This window comes from Bradyrhizobium sp. P5_C12, assembly GCF_054049735.1.
In genome coordinates this window covers 75,420-94,817 of record NZ_JBFULU010000027.1, presented here as the reverse complement: position 1 = coordinate 94,817, position 19,398 = coordinate 75,420, and the positions used below count along the sequence as shown (strand labels likewise).

At 65.8% G+C, this 19,398-nt stretch carries 21 protein-coding genes; 10 read left to right on the top strand and 11 right to left on the bottom strand.

What is annotated here, in order from left to right:
- Positions 1-196: 196 nt before the first annotated feature.
- From ACXJMY_RS23410 to ACXJMY_RS23385, 6 genes are all read right to left on the bottom strand, one after another.
- Positions 197-499: a copper-binding protein gene (locus tag ACXJMY_RS23410; protein WP_456621710.1), complete on the bottom strand. Its 303-nt coding sequence runs from the start codon at positions 497-499 to the stop codon at positions 197-199.
- 16 nt (positions 500-515) lie between these two features.
- Entirely contained in the window at positions 516-971 is a 456-nt protein-coding gene (locus ACXJMY_RS23405) for a cupredoxin domain-containing protein (protein WP_456621709.1), read from the bottom strand.
- A gap of 32 nt (positions 972-1,003) precedes the next feature.
- Positions 1,004-2,329 (bottom strand): copper oxidase, encoded by a 1,326-nt coding sequence (locus tag ACXJMY_RS23400; RefSeq protein ID WP_456621708.1) that lies wholly within the window; start codon positions 2,327-2,329, stop codon positions 1,004-1,006.
- A 13-nt stretch (positions 2,330-2,342) separates the two neighbouring features.
- Positions 2,343-3,764 (bottom strand): TolC family protein, encoded by a 1,422-nt coding sequence (locus tag ACXJMY_RS23395; protein WP_456621707.1) that lies wholly within the window; start codon positions 3,762-3,764, stop codon positions 2,343-2,345.
- Between the two features lie 9 nt (positions 3,765-3,773).
- Positions 3,774-4,052, bottom strand: a complete 279-nt coding sequence (locus tag ACXJMY_RS23390; RefSeq protein ID WP_456621706.1) for a hypothetical protein — start codon at positions 4,050-4,052, stop codon at positions 3,774-3,776.
- Between the two features lie 75 nt (positions 4,053-4,127).
- Positions 4,128-4,550 (bottom strand): hypothetical protein, encoded by a 423-nt coding sequence (locus ACXJMY_RS23385; protein ID WP_456621705.1) that lies wholly within the window; start codon positions 4,548-4,550, stop codon positions 4,128-4,130.
- Positions 4,551-4,695: 145 nt separating this feature from the next.
- Here ACXJMY_RS23385 and ACXJMY_RS23380 point away from each other — a divergent pair, with 145 nt between their 5' ends.
- A complete protein-coding gene (locus tag ACXJMY_RS23380; RefSeq protein WP_456621704.1) occupies positions 4,696-6,003 on the top strand; it encodes an MFS transporter in 1,308 nt (435 codons plus the stop codon).
- Here ACXJMY_RS23380 and ACXJMY_RS23375 read toward each other — a convergent pair.
- Together ACXJMY_RS23375 and ACXJMY_RS23370 are read right to left on the bottom strand one after the other, a co-directional pair.
- Positions 6,000-6,407 carry a DUF4864 domain-containing protein gene (locus ACXJMY_RS23375; RefSeq protein WP_456621703.1) on the bottom strand — a complete coding sequence of 136 codons (408 nt, stop codon included), beginning with the start codon at positions 6,405-6,407 and terminating at the stop codon, positions 6,000-6,002. The genes ACXJMY_RS23380 and ACXJMY_RS23375 overlap by 4 nt on opposite strands.
- A 67-nt stretch (positions 6,408-6,474) precedes the next feature.
- Positions 6,475-7,113, bottom strand: a complete 639-nt coding sequence (locus ACXJMY_RS23370; RefSeq protein ID WP_456621719.1) for a TetR/AcrR family transcriptional regulator — start codon at positions 7,111-7,113, stop codon at positions 6,475-6,477.
- A gap of 241 nt (positions 7,114-7,354) precedes the next feature.
- Between ACXJMY_RS23370 and ACXJMY_RS23365 the strand changes: the two genes are divergently transcribed.
- The 3 genes from ACXJMY_RS23365 to ACXJMY_RS23355 are packed head-to-tail and all read left to right on the top strand — an operon-like array spanning position 7,355 to position 11,158.
- The gene (locus tag ACXJMY_RS23365) at positions 7,355-7,852 is read left to right on the top strand and encodes a (2Fe-2S)-binding protein (protein ID WP_456621702.1); all 498 of its coding nucleotides are present in this window, start codon (positions 7,355-7,357) and stop codon (positions 7,850-7,852) included.
- Entirely contained in the window at positions 7,849-8,904 is a 1,056-nt protein-coding gene (locus ACXJMY_RS23360; protein WP_456621701.1) for an FAD binding domain-containing protein, read from the top strand. The genes ACXJMY_RS23365 and ACXJMY_RS23360 overlap by 4 nt, the downstream gene beginning before the upstream one ends.
- Complete coding sequence (locus ACXJMY_RS23355; protein ID WP_456621700.1) at positions 8,897-11,158, top strand: xanthine dehydrogenase family protein molybdopterin-binding subunit; 2,262 nt, start codon at positions 8,897-8,899, stop codon at positions 11,156-11,158. Before ACXJMY_RS23360 ends, ACXJMY_RS23355 begins: the two co-directional genes overlap by 8 nt.
- A 42-nt stretch (positions 11,159-11,200) precedes the next feature.
- Here ACXJMY_RS23355 and ACXJMY_RS23350 read toward each other — a convergent pair whose 3' ends face one another.
- Positions 11,201-11,353, bottom strand: a complete 153-nt coding sequence (locus tag ACXJMY_RS23350; RefSeq protein WP_456621699.1) for a hypothetical protein — start codon at positions 11,351-11,353, stop codon at positions 11,201-11,203.
- 195 nt (positions 11,354-11,548) lie between these two features.
- Positions 11,549-12,097, bottom strand: coding sequence for a cupin domain-containing protein (locus ACXJMY_RS23345; protein WP_456621698.1), 549 nt, complete (start codon positions 12,095-12,097; stop codon positions 11,549-11,551).
- 148 nt (positions 12,098-12,245) lie between these two features.
- On the opposite strand from ACXJMY_RS23345, the gene ACXJMY_RS23340 reads away from it, so the two are divergent.
- Together ACXJMY_RS23340 and ACXJMY_RS23335 are read left to right on the top strand one after the other, a co-directional pair.
- On the top strand, positions 12,246-13,574 hold the full coding sequence (locus tag ACXJMY_RS23340; RefSeq protein WP_456621697.1) for an aminotransferase class III-fold pyridoxal phosphate-dependent enzyme: 1,329 nt from the start codon (positions 12,246-12,248) through the stop codon (positions 13,572-13,574).
- A 70-nt stretch (positions 13,575-13,644) separates the two neighbouring features.
- The gene (locus tag ACXJMY_RS23335; RefSeq protein ID WP_456621696.1) at positions 13,645-14,910 is read left to right on the top strand and encodes a D-amino acid dehydrogenase; all 1,266 of its coding nucleotides are present in this window, start codon (positions 13,645-13,647) and stop codon (positions 14,908-14,910) included.
- 153 nt (positions 14,911-15,063) lie between these two features.
- Here the strand turns inward: ACXJMY_RS23335 and ACXJMY_RS23330 are convergent, their stop codons facing one another.
- A complete protein-coding gene (locus ACXJMY_RS23330; RefSeq protein WP_456621695.1) occupies positions 15,064-15,732 on the bottom strand; it encodes a helix-turn-helix domain-containing protein in 669 nt (222 codons plus the stop codon).
- A 183-nt stretch (positions 15,733-15,915) separates the two neighbouring features.
- Here ACXJMY_RS23330 and ACXJMY_RS23325 point away from each other — a divergent pair, with 183 nt between their 5' ends.
- The 4 genes from ACXJMY_RS23325 to ACXJMY_RS23310 are packed head-to-tail and all read left to right on the top strand — an operon-like array spanning position 15,916 to position 19,394.
- Positions 15,916-16,680: an ABC transporter substrate-binding protein gene (locus ACXJMY_RS23325; protein ID WP_456621694.1), complete on the top strand. Its 765-nt coding sequence runs from the start codon at positions 15,916-15,918 to the stop codon at positions 16,678-16,680.
- Between the two features lie 28 nt (positions 16,681-16,708).
- Positions 16,709-17,362: an amino acid ABC transporter permease gene (locus tag ACXJMY_RS23320; RefSeq protein WP_456621693.1), complete on the top strand. Its 654-nt coding sequence runs from the start codon at positions 16,709-16,711 to the stop codon at positions 17,360-17,362.
- Positions 17,359-18,090, top strand: a complete 732-nt coding sequence (locus ACXJMY_RS23315) for an amino acid ABC transporter ATP-binding protein (protein WP_456621692.1) — start codon at positions 17,359-17,361, stop codon at positions 18,088-18,090. The genes ACXJMY_RS23320 and ACXJMY_RS23315 overlap by 4 nt, the downstream gene beginning before the upstream one ends.
- An 11-nt stretch (positions 18,091-18,101) precedes the next feature.
- On the top strand, positions 18,102-19,394 hold the full coding sequence (locus ACXJMY_RS23310; RefSeq protein WP_456621691.1) for an NAD(P)/FAD-dependent oxidoreductase: 1,293 nt from the start codon (positions 18,102-18,104) through the stop codon (positions 19,392-19,394).
- Positions 19,395-19,398 lie beyond the last annotated feature (4 nt).

Here is a 19,398-nt window from a genome sequence, read left to right as displayed (position 1 = left end):
TTCACCCGGCAATTCTTGCCGGGTGTATGGTTAGCAAAGGGTTAACGGAGGGTGCGGCGGGAGGTCAGACCGGGGTGTTTCGGCCCTCCCGGGTCGTCATTCCGGGGCGGTGCGAAGCACCGAACCCGGAATCTCGAGATTCCGGGTTTGGTCCTGCCGACCATCCCGGAATGACGGGGTAGGTGGCAAAGCGCCCCTACTTCGCCTTCTCCATCTTCGTCACCGTGTAGCCCGAAGCCGCCTCTTCGGCTTCGAAGGTGACCTTGTCGCCGACCTTCACCTGTTTGAGCAAAGCGGGATCCTTGACGCGGTAGACCATGGTCATGGGTTCATCCATGCCGAGGCTCTTGGCCGGCCCGTGCTTGAGCGTGATCTTGCCGGCGCTCTCGTCGATCTTCTTGACCTCGCCGCTGATCGAGGCGCCCTGCGCCGCGGCGGCACCGAAGATCAGGCCGAGCGTCAGCGCGAGCGCGGCGGCGATGCGGGTGATCGATTTCATGGCTCTCTCCATTGCTTCACTTCACCGTGACGCGGCCGACCATGCCGTAGTCGCGATGGTCCGGGATCAGGCAGGAAAATTCGAACGTGCCGGCCTTCGTGAACTTCCAGAGGATCTCGGCCGTCTTGCTCGGGGCGAGCCGGACCCCGTTCGGGTCGTCGTGCTCCATGTGCGGGTGCTTCTTCATCACCTCGGCATGCGCGAGATTCTCCTTCGTGGTGGCGAGCAGGAATTCGTGGTCCTCCTTGCCGACATTGCGCAGCACGAAGCGGACCTGCTCGCCGCGTTTGACGGTGATGCTGGACGGCTCATAGGACATCTCGCTCATCGCGATCTCGATGGTGCGGGCCGGCTTCCTGGGATCGCCGGGCTCGCCGGCCGAGAAGGATTCGTGGCCGTGATTTTCGTGCGCGAGGGCGGGCGCGATCGAGAGCACGGCCAGCGCGAGGACGAATTTGACAGTCTTCTTCATTGTAGTCTCCAGTTGGTGGTTCATCGAAATGCTCACATCTTCATCTTCTGCATCGCCGGCTGCCGCGCCGGCTCCGCCGCCGGTGAGGCGACCTCGTAGGCGACGGTGCCTTGCGGGAACTGGTACGGCCCGGGATCGCGATAATCGTCACGCGCCATCCCCTCGCGGATCTTCATCACCGTGAACATGCCGCCCATCTCGATCGGTCCGAACTGGCCGGTGCCGGTCATCATCGGCAGCGTGTTGTCGGGCGCGGGCATCTCCATGTTGCCCATCGCCATGCCGGTCGATCCCATCGCCATGGAATCGGGAGCAAGCTTGCCGACGGCCTTCGCGAGATCCTTGCGCGACACGCCGATCAGGTTGCGCATGTCGTGGCCCATCGCGTTCATGGTGTGATGGGACTTGTGGCAGTGGAACGCCCAGTCGCCGGGATTGTCGGCGACGACGTCGAACACGCGCACAGCGCCGACCGGCACGTCGGTCGTCGTCTCCGGATATTGCGCGCTCTCGGGAATCCAGCCGCCGTCGGTGCAGGTCACCGCAAAGCTGTGGCCGTGCAGATGGATCGGATGGTTGGTCATGCTGAGATTGCCGATGCGCACGCGCACCTTGTCGCCGAGCCGCACCGGCAAGGGATCGATGCCGGGAAACACCCGCGAATTCCAGGTCCACATGTTGAAGTCGGTCATCTCGTTGACCTGCGGCAGATAGGTGCCGGGATCGACGCGATAGGTGCTCATCACGAAGACGAAGTCGCGGTCGACGGGACGGAAATTCGCGTCGCGCGGATGCACGACGACCATGCCCATCATGCCCATCGCCATCTGCACCATCTCGTCGGAATGCGGGTGGTACATGAAGGTCCCGCTCTTCTTCATCTCGAACTCGTAGACGAAGGTCTTGCCCGGCTCGATGTGCGGCTGATTGAGTCCGCCGACGCCGTCCATGCCGCTCGGAATGATCATGCCGTGCCAGTGCACGGTGGTGTATTCGGGTAGCTTGTTGGTGACGAAGATGCGGACCTTGTCGCCCTCGACCGCCTCGATGGTCGGGCCCGGCGACTGGCCGTTATAGCCCCACAGATTCACCTTCATGCCTTCGGCGAACTCGCGCACCACCGGCTCGGCGACGAGATGGAATTCCTTCCAGTCGCCGTTCATGCGGAACGGCAGGGTCCAGCCATTGAGCGTGACGACGGGGCGATAGTCCGGCCCGCTGCTCGGGTGCAACGGCGGCTGCATCGTCGCCTTGTCCATGTGCGCGGCTTCCGGAATGCTCGCGGCCTGGACGCGGCCTTGAATGGCACTTGCGCTCACGAGCGCGGCGGTGCCCAGAAATCCTCGGCGGGAAAACATGTTGGCCTCCATGTCAGTGGCCGCCGTCGGCAGGGGCTGCCGCGGCGATGGTGGTCGTATTGTCGCCGCCCGTGGGCGAGCCGCCGCCATTGACGACGGTCTGCAACTCGGATTGCGTGAGGAAGAAGTTTTGCTTCGCGTCGATCGCGCCCCGTAGCGACGCCAGGCGTTGGCGCGCTTCGGTCAGCAGCGCAAAAATGTCGACCTGCATGCTGGAGAAGCGGAGCTGCATCTCCTCGGTGATGATCTTGCGCAGCGGCAGGATTTCGCGCTGGTAGTGGCTGGCGATGTCGTAGGTCGATCGGTAGCTGCGGTAAGCATCGCGCGCTTCGGAGCGCACGTTGACGGCGCGCTCCGTCAGGCGATTGAAGGCAAGCTGGTAGGTCTCCGCCGCCTGCCGGACGCGAACCTCGCCGCCATCGAAGATCGGAATCTGGAACTGCACGTCAAAACCGCGTTCGCGGAACGGCGGGCCTTCCGGATCCTGGGTGCGGCGGGAGATGCCGGCGAGATCGAGCAGCGTCACGAAGCGCGTCGCCTCGGTCAGGTTGAGCGATTTGGCCAGTGCCGTCAGCTCGAGCCGCGCGATCTGCAAATCGATGCGGTGGCCGATGGCGTCGGCTTCGATCGAAGGCAGCGCCAGCGGCCGGCGCGGCAATGGCGGGAGCTGGTTGGGCAGACGGAAGTCGAGACCGTCGTCCCACAGCCCCATCAGGCGCGCGAGTTTTTCCCGCGCACTCGTCGCGGTCTGCCGCGCGGTGGCGAGATCGGCGGTGGTTTCCGCGTAAAATACCTGCTCGCGGGCCTGGTCGAGCTTGTTGATCGAGCCGGTTTCGCCGAGCTTGACCGCAAGCTGCGCCGTCGATTCCGCCGTCGACTTCGCGTCCGTCAGCAGCACCACCATCTCGTTGGCGGCGACGCAGCGGACATAGGCGCGGCGCACGTCGGCGGCGAGCCGCAATGTCGCCAGCGCCGCCCGCAATTGCGCCTGCCGGAAACGGTCGCGCGCGATGTCGGAGCGGAACGGCAAGGTGGCCAGCGCCAGGATGTCGCCGACCACCTGGCGTTCGATCTCGCTCGCGCCATTGCCGCTGATGCGCGAGACCGAGAAGACCGGATTGGGCGGCAGACTTTGTTCGACGAGATCAGTCTCGGCCAGCGCCAGCTCGTTATAGGCCGCCTGAAGTCCCTTGTTGCCGAGCAGCGCGATCTGCACGGCTGCCTCCGCGTTCAGCGTGCGCGACAGCAGCCGGCGGACGGCTCCGTCGACCGCCCCTGCACCCTCGGCCGACCGGACAAAGGCGACGTCCTTGTTGATGGCCTGGCGCGTCACGTCCGAGACCGCGGTCATGCCGCTGTCGGGCGAGAAAGCGGCGCAGCCGGAGAGGTTGAGCGCAGCCACGAGCAGCAGGCTTCGCGCGAGATGGTGTGCCATGGCGCGCTCCTACCGGTCTTGCTTGGGCTGCGGCGCCACGGTGTCGTTGCGCTCGCGCCATGGTGCCGGCGTTGCAGGCCGCAGGCTCGTGTAGGGCGCGATTACCGAGCGATAGCCGACGGGTGCGACTCTGGCTGCCGGATCGGCGGGATCGGCGCCGGCCTGCGGCGCGGTTGCCGGCATGCAGCCGGACAGCGCCAGTGCGGCCAGCAGCGGCCAATTGAATCGAAAGTGTCGTCCACGCACCGCAGATGCGGCGGCGGATCTCGCCCCGAGAAGCGTAAGCATGATGTATCCCTGATCTGTCGGATGACCAAAGGCGCACGCGCGCAGACGCGCGCGGCCTCAAATCGTCGAATCAGCTCAGGCGATGGGGGGGCGGTAGAGCAGGGGCGGCGCCTCGCTGTGCAGGCTGGCCACGATCTCGGGCGCGCAGGCGGAGATGGGCTGGAGCGGCTTGGCGACGCTTGGCAGATCGGCAGGGAGCGCGACCGCGCACATCATCGCGCAGCACGGGCCCGGCTTGCCCTTGCCGTCATGATGATGCTGGGCGGGTGCGTCCTGCGCAGCGGTCTGGTGGTGCGGGTGCGTGCCGGCGTGGTCATGCGACGAATCGCCATGCATATGGCTCGCCGCCATCTGGTGATGCGCCGGCACGAGGTCGGCGAGCAGCGCGTCGTCGTCAAGGCACGGCGCTGGACCGCTGCCCCAGGCCAGGGCTGCAGCCGGCGCGAGGACGCAGAACAGATAGGCGAGGGCAATGAGCCGCCCCACCCTGATCCGCATCGATCGCGTCAATTGCAACAACGTAGCCTCGACATGCTGTTCGCGCGGCAATGTTGCACACGCAGATTGCAAACTAATGGCAAACCGCCCATCCGCCAAGCTTTTCTTACCGCAGCGCACCGCGCATGCCCAATATCGCGGCACGATGCTTGACCGTGCGGCGATCAGCGAACATGGTCCGGCCGTGCACGCACCAAATCATCCAGAATCAAATCATCCAGAACAAAGACCAGACTCGTCCAGCCCTGATTCCCGTCAGGCTTGGGTACGGCTCGTGATTGCGCTTCTGATCGGCTCGATCGGGGGCGTCGGCATGTGGGCGATCGTGGTCATGATTCCCGCGGTTCAGGCCGAATTCGCCGCCACGCGGGGCGCGGTATCGCTGGCCTTCACGCTGATGATGTTCGGCTTCGGGCTTGGCGGTGTGATCGCCGGCAAGATCACCGACCGGTTCGGCATCGTGCCGGCGATGGCCATCAGCATCGGCTTTATCGGTGTCGCCAATGTGCTGGCGGGGCTGTCGACTGAGCTTTGGCAGTTCATTGCGGCCTATTTCCTGATCGGGCTCGGCACCTCGGCGACCTTTGCGCCGCTGATGGCGGAGGCCTCGCACTGGTTCGAGCGCTATCGCGGGCTTGCCGTGACCATCGTCGCCAGCGGCAATTACGTCGCCGGCACGATGTGGCCGCCGCTGGTGAGTTTTGGCATGCAGACCATCGGCTGGCGCTACACCCATATCGGCATCGGCCTCGTCTGCGTCGGTCTCATGACGATTCTGGTGCTGGTCCTGCGCGCGCAGATGGGTAACGACAAGGTCCGCAATCACGCCAACGCGGCGCCACCCCGGGTCGATCTCAAGCTCTCGACCAACACGCTGACGGTACTGCTCTCGATCGCCTCTATTGCCTGCTGTGTGGCGATGGCGATGCCGCAGGTGCATATCGTCGCCTATTGCGGCGATCTCGGCTATGGCGTGGCGCGAGGCGCCGAGATGCTGTCCCTGATGATGGCGTGCGGCATCGTCAGCCGCATCGGTTCGGGCTATCTGGCCGACAAGATCGGCGGCATCCCTACGCTGCTGGTCGGCTCGCTGGCGCAGGGCTTTGCACTGGCGTTCTACCTGTTCTTCGACAGCCTCGCCTCGCTCTATCTGATCTCCGCGATGTTCGGGCTGTTCCAGGGCGGCATCGTGCCGAGCTACGCCATCATCGTGCGCGAGGCGATGCCGGCGAGCCAAGCGGCAACGCGCGTCGGCATCGTGATCTTCGCCTCCGTGTTCGGCATGTCCTTTGGCGGCTGGGTGTCGGGCGTCATCTTCGATGCCACCGGCTCCTATGCCGCGGCATTCACCAACGGCGTGGCGTGGAACGCGCTCAATATCGCTATCGTCGTATTGCTGCTGATCCGTTCGCGGATGAATGCTGTCAAGACAGTCCCGCGCTTCGCCACCTAGACCCCCTGTCCCGCCTTCAACAGCGAGCAGCCGGTGATCTTGTAGCTGCCGTCGCTCTGCTGCTCGAGCGTGTAGAGCGCCTCCCAGGCCTCGCCATTGGCATCGACGATGTGGACGCGCTGGGCGATCCAATTGCCTTCGCTCTTGCTGTCGCCGAACTCGAAGCTCTTGTGCCGGTAGACCGGCGCGTAGCCGTTCTGCACCATGGACATGAAGATGTCGGGCGCAGGGAAGATCTCCCTGATCGTYGGCGCGGCGTAGGAATAGGCGGCGGCCGAATCGTCGCGGATGAAGGCCTGCTCCTGGGCACGAATGACGCCTTGCGCCGCCGCGACATCGTCGGCCCGTGCCGACATGGGGCTGAAGGCGACACTGAGACCGACGAGCAAGGCTGCGATGCGCATGACAGGCTCCGCGTTGAAATCCAGGCGGTCCCGACCTTAGCACGACTTTGGGGACATGCGGGACGCGCTATCGCTTCCGCTTCGCGGCCGGTTTCGCCGGCTTGGCGGCGCGCGGCTTTGCCTTGCCTGCGGGCTGCACCCGCAACCCGTCGACGAACACGTCGAGCATCCGCAGCACCGAGGATTGCCAGCCGGGCTGGTCGTGCATGTAGCACATGCCGACGAGCGCCCTGAGCAAATCCTCCGGGCTGATATCGCCGCGCATCTCGCCGGCGGCGACCGCGCGGTCGAGCAGCGAGCCGATCGCCTTGGTCAGACGGTCCATCGAGAACGCCGCGAGTTCCGACGAGCTCTGGAACGTCAGCGCCAGCGCCGCGGACATGCCCTTTTTTGTGGCAACGAATTCGACGTTGGAGCGCAGCCAGCGCCGCAAGGCGCCGACCGGGTCCTTGGCGTTCTTCAATTGCTCGGCGAGCTCGCCGAGCTGCTCGACCTCGCGCCGGTACACCGCCTCGAACAAATCCTCGCGAGTCGGAAAATGCCGGTAGAGCGTGCCGATGCCGACGCCGGCGCGTTTGGCGACGGCTTCGAGGCTTGCCTCGGGACCGCCTGCGTTGAACACGACCTTGGCAGCCTCGAGCACGCGCTCGCGATTGCGCACGGCGTCGGCGCGGGGTTTGCGGATCTGGTCGGCGTGGTCGTCCATGCCGGCAATGTAGATCACGAATTGGTTAGATTGAACCCCTGCAGGGCTGCATCGCGTTGTATGCGCACGGGCTTTGACGAATTCCAAATATTTTTCGGCGGCCCTTGTTAAGCGGAGGGTGCCTCCGTATCTTCGCTGAGACGTTGGCCCGGATCCCCGTTCGGGCGGCGCAGACGCGACGGCGGCCACGGCGGTGGCGCGCCACGCGATCACTCATGCCCATATCTGATCGGAGCCTTGTATGAACCACTCCATCAGCCTCACCGTGAACGGTGCGCGGCGCGACTTCGTCCTCGACGATCCGCGCGTCACGCTGCTCGATCTCCTGCGTGAGCGCCTCGACCTGACCGGAACCAAGAAAGGATGCGACCGCGGCCAGTGCGGCGCCTGCACCATTCTCGTCGACGGCAGGCGGATCAATTCCTGCCTCGCGCTCGCCATCAGCCATGACGGCGCCGACATCCTCACCATCGAAGGCGTCGCGCGCGGCGACCAGCTTCACCCGGTGCAGGCCGCCTTCATCGCCCATGACGGATTCCAGTGCGGCTTCTGCACGCCCGGCCAGATCATGAGCGCGATCGGCATGATGCAAGAGGCGCAGGCCGGCAACGATCCCGAGCGCATCCGCGAATGCATGAGCGGCAATCTCTGCCGCTGCGGCGCCTATGCCGGCATCGTCGATGCCGTGCTCGAGGCGCAGGCCGGCATGGACGAATCCAATCAGAGGCGCTCCGCATGAAACCGTTCGATTATGTCAGGCCGGCCACGGTCACCGAAGCCGTTGCCGCCGCCGCCCAGCCGGGCGCCGTCTATCTCGCCGCCGGCACCAACCTGCTCGATCTGATGAAGGGGAATATCAGCCGGCCTGATCGCCTGGTCGATGTCACTCATCTCGAAGGGCTCGACCGGATCGAGCATCTTGCCGACGGCGGAATGCGCATCGGTGCGCTCGTGAGCAATGCCGATCTTGCGCATGATGCCGAATTCGCAAGGTCCTATCCGGCCGTGGCGGAAGCGCTGCTCTCCGGCGCGTCCGCGCAACTGCGCAATGCTGCCACCGTCGGCGGCAATCTGCTGCAACGGACCCGCTGCGCGTATTTCTACGACACCGCCAGCCGTTGCAACAAGCGCGAGGCCGGCAGCGGCTGCGATGCGCGGCAGGGCGAGAATCGCAGCCACGCCGTTCTCGGCTGGAGCGAAAGCTGCATCGCCACGCATCCTTCCGATTTCTGTGTTCCACTGGTCGCGCTCGATGCGGTCGTCGAGATCGAGGGCAGGAACGGCCGGCGCGAAATCGCACTCGACGAATTGCATCGCTTGCCCGGCGATGCGCCGGAGCGCGACGCCACGCTCGAGCCCGCTGACCTCATCGTCGCGGTGCGTCTGCCGCCTGCGGCACGCGGCTTCGCCGCGCATGCGCGCTACCTCAAGGTTCGCGAGCGCACGTCCTACGCCTTCGCCGTCGTCTCGACCGCCGCTGCGTTGCGGATCGAGAACGGCAAGATCAAGCAGGCGCGGCTTGCACTCGGCGGCGTCGCCGCAAAGCCGTGGCGCGCCCGCGCGGCGGAAGACGTGCTCAAGGACGTCGCGCCGACGGCGGACGCCTTCCAGGAGGCCGCCTGGCGCGCGCTCACCGACGCAAAGCCGTCCGGCGACAATGCCTTCAAGATCGAGCTCGCGCGCCGCATCGTCGTGCGCGCGCTGACCCTTGCCGCCACCGGCACGCCTGCGCGTATCCCCGCGCTGCCGGCCTCTCCCTTTGCCTCGACGTCTGGAGCCCTCCATGTCTGAGCTCAACCTGACCAGCGCGCCCGCCCATCTGCGGCACGGCTCGAGTATCGGCCAGCCGCTGACCCGCCGCGACGGCATCCTCAAGGTCAAGGGGCAGGCGACCTACGCCGCCGACAATCATCCGCCCGGCATGCTGTTTGCCGTGATGGCGGTTTCCAGCATCGCACGCGGCCGTGTGACCTCGCTCGATGTCACTGCTGCCAAGCGCCATCCCGGCGTGGTCGATGTCATGACGTCGAGCCACAAGCCGCAGCTTGCGATCGACCCCGAGCTCAAGACCAATCCGTTCGTATTCCGGATGGAGGTGTTGCAGAGTGACGAGGTCCGCTACGCCAACCAGCCGATCGCCGTCGTGATCGCCGAGACGCTGGAGGCGGCGACGGAAGGCGCGGTGCTGCTGGCGCCGCGCTACGAGACGCTGCCCGCGCGCGTCGGGCTCGACGCCGGCGAAAGCTTCGTGCCGCCCGTCGTCGGCGTCGGCAACCCGACGGAAATTCACCGCGGCGATGTCGAGGCCGGCCTTGCTTCGGCGGAGAAGCGGATCGAAGCCGTCTACGAGACGCCGCCGCAATATCACAACGCGATGGAGCCGCATGCGATCGTCGCGTCGTGGGACGGCGACAATCTCTCGATCGATATGCCGACCCAGGGCCTGATGCTGTCGCTCGCGCGCATCGCCGAATTGTTCGGCATCGGGCACGACAAGATTCACATCCGCAGCCCGTTCCTCGGTGGTGGCTTCGGCTCCAAGGGGCTGATGGCAGGGCCGCAGACCCTCGGCATCATGGCTGCCAAGCTGGTCGGCAAGCCGGTCAAGCTCGTGCTGCGCCGGGAGCAGATGTACGGCCCGGTCGGTCATCGCGCGCCGACACGTCAGCGGCTGCGCATCGGCACCGATGGTGACGGACGCCTGACCGCGCTCGATCACCACGCAAGGACCGTGTCGAGCACGTTCGACGATTTCTACGAGCCCGCGGCCGATGCATCGCACACGCTCTATGCGGCGCCTGCGATCCGCACCGCGCACGATGCGGTGCGCGTCAACACCGGCACGCCGCTGTTCATGCGCGCACCGGGCGAGGCGACTGGCTCGATTGCGCTGGAAAGTGCGATCGACGAGATGGCCTGGGCCTGCGGCGTCGATCCGCTCGCCTTCCGCTTGAAGAACTACGCCGAGGTCGAGCCGATCACGGGAAAACCGTTTTCCTCGAAGGCGCTGCGTGCCTGCTACGAGCAGGGTGCGGCGCGCTTCGGCTGGGCCAAGCGTTCGCTTCAGCCGCGGCAGATGCGCGACGATGCCGGCCTTCTGGTCGGCTGGGGCATGGGCACCGCGACCTTCCCGGCGCTGATGTTCCAGGCGGAAGCCCGCGCGGCGATCCGCCGCGACGGTAGCGGCGCCATGGAGATCGGCGCGCATGACATGGGGCAGGGCGCCTGGACGGCGCTGGCCCAGATCGCGGCCGATGCCGTCGGCCTCGATATCGACCGTGTCGAGTTCAAGGCGGGTACCTCCGACTTGCCCGACGCCGGCATCGCCGGCGGCTCGGCGCACACGGCGACCGCGGGTGCCGCGATCCACAGCGCCGGCGCGGCCGTGATTGCAAAACTCGCCGACCTCGCCACGAACGATGAGCGTTCGCCGCTGTTCGGTGCCGGCAACGCCGGCGTCACCGCGCGTGACGGAAAACTGTTCCGGCGCGACGACGAGAGCCGCGGCGAGAGCTACGCCGAGATTCTCGCGCGCGCGGGCCTCGCCGAGGTCGAGGCGCGCGGCACGGGCGCGCCGAACCCTGCGGCGATGGAAGAATATGCGATGCACGCCCACGGCGCGGTGTTCGCGGAGGTGAAGGTCGATCCCGAACTCGGCCAGATCCGCGTCACGCGCATGGTCGGCGCCTTCGCGGCCGGGCGCATCGTCAATCCGCATCTGGTCAGGAGCCAGCTGTTCGGCGGCATGATCTGGGGCATGTCGTTCGCGCTGCACGAGGAGGCGATCACCGACCGCCGCAGCGGCCGGATCATGAACGCCAATCTCGGCGAGTACCACATCCCCGTGAATGCCGACGTGCCGCCGCTCGACGTGATCACGGTCGAGGAGCACGATCCGCACGTCAATGCGCTCGGCATCAAGGGCGTCGGCGAGATCGGCATCACCGGCAGCGCCGGCGCGGTCGCCAATGCCGTCTGGCACGCGACCGGCGTACGCGTTCGCCGCTTTCCGATCCGGATCGAGGAGTTGTTGACGCAGCTCTGAGGCCTCAGGCGGGGCGGGGCTCTCTCGTCCCGTCGCGGTCCTTCAATTCATCATCCTGCGGAGAGCCTTGATCTGCTCTCTCTGCGCCTCGATGTATTTCTGGATGGCCTCGCGGACCTCCCGCGAGCGGAGCTTGTCGGTGTCGCGCTGAACTTCGTTGAGCGCGGCCTCTGCATCAGCGAGAGCGGTCTTCATTGCGAGCCCTGTTACGAAGCGGCCCCGGATTGCCTAGGAGTCCGGGGCCATAACCTCAGCACCTCTACGCCAGGCTGCTCGGCTACGGTTCGCAACATATAGAGGATCGCCGTGCGGAAATTGAGGTGCCTCAAGCACCGTACGATTCCGGGGGCTCCGTAAGATTCCGGATGGCGTTCACGACGCTGTCGCGGCTCAAAACGTCGGCGGCGTGCAGGCCGAGATCACCTCGCACGGCTTGCCGCCGACGCAGCGGAAGCGATGCGGGCGGCGGCTCTCGAAATAATAGGCATCGCCGGGATTGAGGATGCGTCGCTCGTCCTCGACAGTGACCTCGAGCTTGCCGGAGATCACGATGCCGCCTTCCTCGCCATCATGCACCAGGTGAACGCGTCCGGTGTCGCTGCCGGGCTCGTAACGCTCCTTCAGGATCTGCAAGCTGCGGCCGAACAGATTGTCGCCGATCTGGCGGTAGGAGATCGGCTTCTTGCCGACCTCGGTCAGCTCTTCGGCGCGGTAGAAGATCTTGCGCCGCGTCTCCGGCTCCAGCGCGAAGAACTCGGCGAGCCCCATCGGGATGCCGTCGAGGATGCGCTTGAGCGCGCCGACGCTGGGGTTCATCTGGTTGGATTCGATCAGCGAAATCGTCGAATTGGTGACGCCAGCGCGCTTGGCGAGCTCCCGCTGCGACAGCTTCTGGCGCGTCCGGATGAATCGCAGCCGCCCACCGATGTCGACGCTCATGCCCAGGTCCCTGTTGCAAGTGTTGCGGATCGCGCAAATATGGACCGGCAGCCCCTATCAAATCAATGGGTTGCCGGCATACAGAAAAGGACTTGTTGCGCTTCTATAGACGTGGCTCTGCTATCCCGTCAGCAAAGGAGCGTGGCCCGTGACCCTTCATCAGATTCCGAACACCATCAAGACCGATTCGTTCTGGATGCCGTTCACGGCCAACCGGCAGTTCAAGAAGGCGCCGCGGCTGTTCTCCTCGGCCGAGGGCATGCACTACACCACCGTCGATGGCCGCAAGGTGATCGACGGCTCCGCCGGCCTCTGGTGCGTCAATGCCGGCCACGGCCGCAAGCAGATTGCGGCAGCGGTCGAGCGCCAGCTGATGACGCTGGACTTCGCACCGTCGTTCCAGATGGGCCATCCGCTGGCCTTCGACTTCGCCGAGCGGCTCGCCGAGATCGCGCCGAAGGGCCTCGATCGCATCTTCTTTACCAACTCCGGCTCCGAGTCGGTCGACACCGCGCTGAAGATCGCGCTCGCCTATCATCGCGCCAACGGCCAGTCGAGCCGCACCCGCCTGATCGGCCGCGAGCGCGGCTATCACGGCGTCGGCTTCGGCGGCACCTCGGTCGGCGGCATGGTCGCCAACCGCCGCGCCTTCGCGACCCTGCTGCCGGGCGTCGACCACATCCGCCACACCCATGATCTCACCCGCAACGCCTTCGCCAAGGACCAGCCCGATCACGGCGCCGAGCTCGCCGACGATCTCGAGCGCCTCGTGGCCTTGCACGGCGCTGAGACGATCGCCGCCGTCATCGTCGAGCCGGTGCCGGGCTCGACCGCGGTGCTGCCGCCGCCGAAGGGCTATCTCCAGCGCCTGCGCGAGATCTGCGACAAGCACGGCATCCTCTTGATCTTCGACGAGGTCATCACCGGTTTCGGCCGCCTCGGCACGCCGTTCGCCGCCAACTTCTTCGGCGTCACGCCGGACCTGATGACGACGGCGAAGGGCATCACCAACGGCACCGTGCCCTGCGGCGCGGTGTTCGCGAGCCGCAAGGTGCACGACGGCCTGATGGTCGGCCCGGAGAACCAGATGGAGCTGTTCCACGGCTACACCTATTCGGCCCATCCGATCGCCTGCGCCGCCGGCATCGCGACGCTCGACATCTACAAGGACGAAGGCCTGCTCACGCGCGGTGCGTCGATCGCGGACTACTGGCGCGATGCGCTGCATTCGCTGAAGGGCCTGCCCAACGTCGTCGACATCCGCAATTGCGGCCTGATGGGCGCGGTCGAGCTGTCGTCGCGCGACGGCACGGTCGGTGCGCGTGGCTACGACGTCATGGTCGACTGCTTCAATCGCGGGCTGTACTTCCGCATGAGCGGCGACTCCTTCGCACTGTCGCCGCCCCTCATCGTCGAGAAGAGCCACATCGACGACATCGTGTCGATCCTGGGCGACGCCATCAAGCGGGTGGCCTGATAATTGCTCTCGCCGTTGCGAGTTGTTTCCTGGCAGCGGCGAGCGTGAGGCCGCGGGAGTTTGACGAAGCGTGAAAGTTCTGATCCTCGGCAGCGGTGTCATCGGTGTCACCTCTGCCTACTACCTCGCGCGTGCCGGTCATGAGGTGACGGTCGTCGACCGTCAACCCGAGCCGGCGCTGGAGACCTCTTTCGCCAATGCCGGCGAGGTCTCGCCCGGCTATTCCTCGCCCTGGGCCGGCCCCGGCGTGCCGGTCAAGGCGATCAAATGGCTCTTGATGAAGCACGGCCCGCTGGTGGTCCGGCCGAAGCTCGATCCCGCGATGTGGGTCTGGCTGCTCAAGATGCTGCGCAACTGCACGAGCGAGCGCTACGCGGTCAACAAGAGCCGGATGATCCCGATCGCGGAATACAGCCGCGACTGCCTGCGCGACCTGCGCCGCGACATCGGCATTCAGTATGACGAGCGCGCGCAAGGCACGCTCCAGCTGTTCCGCTACCAGTCGCAGCTCGACGGCACGGCTGAGGACATCGCCGTGCTCAAGCAGTATGGCGTGCCTTTCGAGGTGCTGAGCCGCGAGGGCTGCATCGCGGTCGAGCCGGCGCTCGCCGGCGTGAAGGAAAAGTTCGCCGGCGGGCTTCGGCTGCCGCAGGACGAGACCGGCGACTGCCACATGTTCACGCAGGCGCTGGCCAAGCACGCCGAAGCGCTCGGCGTCCGATTCATGTTCAACACCGGCATCGACCGCATCATCACGGAGGGCGCACGCGTCAGCGGTGTCGCGACCAGCGCCGGAATGTTGCAGGCAGACAGCTACGTGCTCGCGCTCGGAAGCTGGTCGTCGCGGCTCGTCGCGCCGCTCGGAATCTCACTGCCGGTCTATCCGGTGAAGGGTTATTCGATCACGGTGCCGATCAAGGACGCCTCCGGCGCGCCGGAATCGACCGTGATGGACGAGAGCTACAAGGTCGCGATCACGCGATTGGGCAATCGCATCCGCGTCGGCGGCACCGCCGAAATCTCCGGCTTCTCGACCAAGCTCTACGACGCGCGCCGCGCCACGCTCGATCACTCCTTGACCGATCTGTTCCCGCGCGGCGGCGATCTCGCCAAGGCGACCTTCTGGAGCGGCCTGCGTCCGATGACGCCGGACGGCCCGCCCGTAATCGGTCCGACGCAATACGCCAATCTCCACCTCAACACCGGCCACGGCACGCTCGGCTGGACCATGTCCTGCGGCTCCGGCCGCGTGCTCGCGGACATGCTGTCAGGCAAGAAGCCGGAGGTCGACGTCAGCGCGCTGACGGTGGACCGGTATAATCACCGGTTCGGCTGACTTCGCCTCTCCCCGCTTGCGGGGAGAGGCCGGAATTTGCGTAGCAAATTCCGGGTGAGGGGGAGTCTTCGCGAGTCTCGCTCGCACCGTTTGCGTGGAGAGGGCCCCTCACCCCAGCCCTCTCCCCGTAAGAACGGGGAGAGGGAGAAGAGCCTACCCCGCCGCGGTCACGCAGTTTACCCACAGCACCACTGCTTTCACGTCATCGGCCGGATTTGAAAACCGGTGCGGCCGCCGGCTTGCAAACCGAAAACTATCGCCCGTCTTCAGCGACCATGTCTCGCTGTCCACCGTCAGCATCATCTCGCCTTCGAGCACGAGGCCGGCCTCTTCGCCGTCATGGGTGTAGAGCTCGTCGCCCGCGGAGCCGCCGGGATCGATATGTACCAGGAACAGGTTGAGCCGGTTGTCGCTGCCCGCAGCGCTCAGCAATTGTTTCGAAATTCCGCTGCGCCAGAGTTTTAGTTCCGGCCGCTGAAGCCCGCGCGTCACCACCTGGTCGGAGGCACCGTCGGCACTTGGGCTCGCACCGAACAAAGCGGCCATGCCGACACCCAGCACGTCGGAGAGCGTCGCCAGCACGCGCAGCGACGGCGACGACAGGCCGCGCTCGATCTGGCTGAGGAAGCCGATCGAAAGCGAGGTGCGCTCCGCCACCGTTTCAAGCGAGAGTTGCCTGACGCGCCTGAGATCGCGGATGCGGCGGCCGACCGCGACGTCCATCGCAGGCTCCGCCGGCTTGGTGACGGCCTTGACCTTCACCTTGGCCCTCGCCTCGGCCTTCACCTTCCCGGCCGGCTTTGCCGCGGCCGGTTTGCGCATTCTTTTGCCACCGCTCACGTCAAACCGCTTCCTTCATGTGCATGAAAACCGCTTGCATCGTCCGCGGAAGTGTGACCAAATTTTCATATTGGTGAAAATAGGCTGAAACGGCTTGGCCCGCAACGTCTCTCGTTCCGACACCGCGCGCCTCGCCGCCACCGGCCGAATCCAAAGGGGATTGCGATGGCGTTGAAGCGTTTTGTCCAGGCCGCAGTCGCGGCGCTCGCGATGGCCGCGGTCGTGCCGGCTTCGGCGCAGCAGGTGCTGAAGGTCGGCTCGACGCCGACAGGCATTCCCTTCACCTTCCTCGACACCAAGACCAACACCATCCAGGGCATCATGGTCGATCTCATCACCGAGATCGGCAAGGACGCCGGCCTCAACGTGCAGATCGAGCCGATGGCGTTCTCGGCGCTGATTCCGTCGCTGACCTCGAGCAAGATCGACATCATCGCGGCTGCGATGTTCATCACGGCGCCGCGCAAGGAGGTCGTCGACTTCTCCGACCCGATCTACACCTATGGTGAAGGCCTCGTCGTGCCGAAGGGTGACACGAAGGCTTACGCCACGCAGGACGACCTGAAGGGCGAGACGGTCGGCGCGCAGGTCGGCACCGCCTTCGTCGACGCGCTGAAGAAGTCCGGCCTGTTCGCCGACGTCAAGGCCTACGACACCATTCCCGACATCCTGCGCGACGTGAACACCGGCCGCCTCAAGGCCGGCTACGCCGACTACCCGATCCTCGCCTACAATCTGAAGCAGGGCGGCTTCCCCGAGGTGCGGCTCGTCGACAGCTACAAGCCGGTCACGGTCGGCTCGGTCGGCATCGGCGTCCGCAAGGGCGAGAGCGCGCTGCTCGGCAAGATCAACGCCTCGCTCGCCAAGCTGAAGGCCAACGGCACCATCGACAAGATTCTCGAAAAATGGGGCCAGAAGGCACAGGGCTGATGGCTAGAGGCCGATCGAAGGCTGCCCGATGAAAGGCTTTTGGCACGACGCCGTCGAGTTCTTCCCGATCCTGATGAGCGGCGTCGCGTTGACGATCGTCGTCACCATCGGCTCGCTGCTGCTCTCGACCGTGCTTGGCCTCGTCTGGGCAATGATGCGGGTCTCCGGCATCAAGGCCCTGTCGATGCTCAGCGCCAGCCTGATCAACGTGATCCGGGGTATCCCGATCATCGTGCTGCTGTTCTACCTCTATTTCGTGATGCCCGATCTCGGCGTGACGCTCTCCGCGTTGCAGGCCGCAATCCTCGGACTCGGCATCGCCTATTCGGCCTATCAGGCGGAAAACTTTCGCGCCGGCATCGAGGCGATCGACAAGGGCCAGATCGAGGCGGCGCAGTCGATCGGCATGGGCTGGTGGCTGACGATGCGCCGCGTGGTGCTGCCGCAGGCGGTGCGCATCGTGCTGCCGCCTTACGGCAACGTCATGATCATGATGCTGAAGGATTCCTCGCAAGCCTCCACGATCACGGTCGCCGAGCTCGCGCTGCAAGGCAAGCTGATCGCGTCCTCGACCTTCAAGAACACCAACGTGTTCACGCTGGTGGCGCTGATGTATCTCACCATGAGCATTCCGCTGATCCTGCTGGTCCGTCACTTCGAGAAGCGGGCGGGCAAGAAATGATCGAGCTCACCGACGTTCACAAGAGCTTTGGCGAGAACGAGGTGCTCAAGGGCATCACGGCGAAGGTCGAGAAGGGCGAGGTGGTCTGCATCATCGGTCCCTCCGGCTCCGGCAAGTCGACCATCCTGCGTTGCATCAACGGGCTGGAAAGCTACGACCGCGGCGAGATCAATGTCGAAGGATTGAAGGTCGACCGCGATGCACCGTCGATCGTGAAAGTCCGCACACAGGTCTCGATGGTGTTTCAGCGCTTCAACCTGTTTCCGCATCGCACGGTGCTGGAAAACGTCGTCGAGGGGCCGCTCTATGTGAAGAAGGAGGCGCGTGCGCCAGTGCTCGAGCGTGGCCGCGCGCTGCTCGCGCAAGTGGGCCTCGCCGAGAAGGCCGACGCGCATCCGCCGCAGCTCTCCGGCGGCCAGCAGCAGCGCGTCGCGATCGCGCGCGCGCTCGCGATGCAGCCCAAGGCGATCCTGTTCGACGAGCCGACCTCGGCGCTCGACCCGGAGCTCGTCGGCGACGTTCTCGGCGTGATGCGCAAGCTCGCCGACGACGGCATGACCATGGTCGTCGTCACCCATGAGATGGGCTTTGCCCGCGACGTCGCCGACCGCGTGCTGTTCATCGACGGTGGCGTCATCGTCGAGCAGGGACAGGCCAAGGCCGTCCTCAATCAACCCCAGCATCCGCGCACGCAGGACTTCTTGCACCGCGTGCTGCATCCGCTCTGATCGGTCTTGATATGAACGCGCCTGCCCGCCTTCCGCTGCCACCCTCGCTCTATGCCGACACCGCGGTCGCGGCGACCGCGACGCCGCCGCTCGATGCGGACAGGAACGTCTCGGTCGCGATCATCGGCGGCGGCTTCACCGGCCTCTCCACCGCGCTGCATCTGGCGGAGCAGGGTGTCGAGGCGCTGGTGCTCGAGGCGCAGGAGCCCGGCTGGGGCGCGTCGGGCAACAATGGCGGCCACACCAATCCCGGGCTGAAGCACGATCCCGATCAGATCGAAGCCGATTTCGGCACCGATCTCGGCCGCCGCATGATCGAGTTCTCCTACGGCACCACGAACTTCACCCACGATCTGATCCGCCGCTACCAGATTCCCTGCGAGGCGCGGCAGAACGGCACGCTGCGCGCGGCCTATAATGAGGCGAGCGCCGCCGCAATCGACAAGACCGCGCAGCAATGCATCCGCCGCGGCATGCCGGTGAAGCTGCTGAACCGCGACCAATTGCGCGAGATGACCGGGACCGATCGCTATCTCTGCGCCATGCTGGACGCCCGCGGCGGCGATCTGCATCCGCTGAGCTACGTCCGTGGCCTCGCGCGCGCCGCGATCTCCGCCGGCGCCATGGTGCACGGCGAGACGCCGGCGCTGTCGCTGCGCCGCGAGGGCGGCCGCTGGCGCATCGAGACGCCGCGTGCGGTCGTGCACGCCGAGAAGGTGCTGCTCGCGACCAACGGTTTCACCGATGATCTCTGGCCCGCACTCCGCCGCACCATCGTGCCGGTGTTCTCCTCGATCGCCGCCACCGCGCCGCTCTCCGACGCGGTCGCCCGTTCGATCATGCCGACGCGCCCCGTCCTCTACGAGAGCGGCCACATCACGGTCTATTACCGGATCGACCAGCACAATCGTCTGCTGATGGGCGGGCGCGGCCCGATGCGCTGGATCAGCTCGCCGTCCGACGTCGCCTATCTCATGCGCTATGCCGAGCGGCTGTGGCCGCAGCTTGCGGGCGTTGCCTGGACCCACGGCTGGAACAGCCGRCTCGCGATCACCAAGGATCATTATCCGCATGTGCACGAGCCGGCCGAAAGCATTTTGGTCTCGCTCGGCTGCAACGGCCGCGGCGTCGCGCTTGCGACCGCGATGGGCGCCCAGCTCGCGCGCCGCCTGATCGGTGGCGCCAAGGCCGAGATCGACATGCCGATCACCGGCATCAAGCCGATCCCGATGCACGCGTTCTGGCCGGTGGGAGTGATGAGTGCGGTGATCGCGGGCCGGGTGCGCGACCGGCTGGGGATCTAGCGAA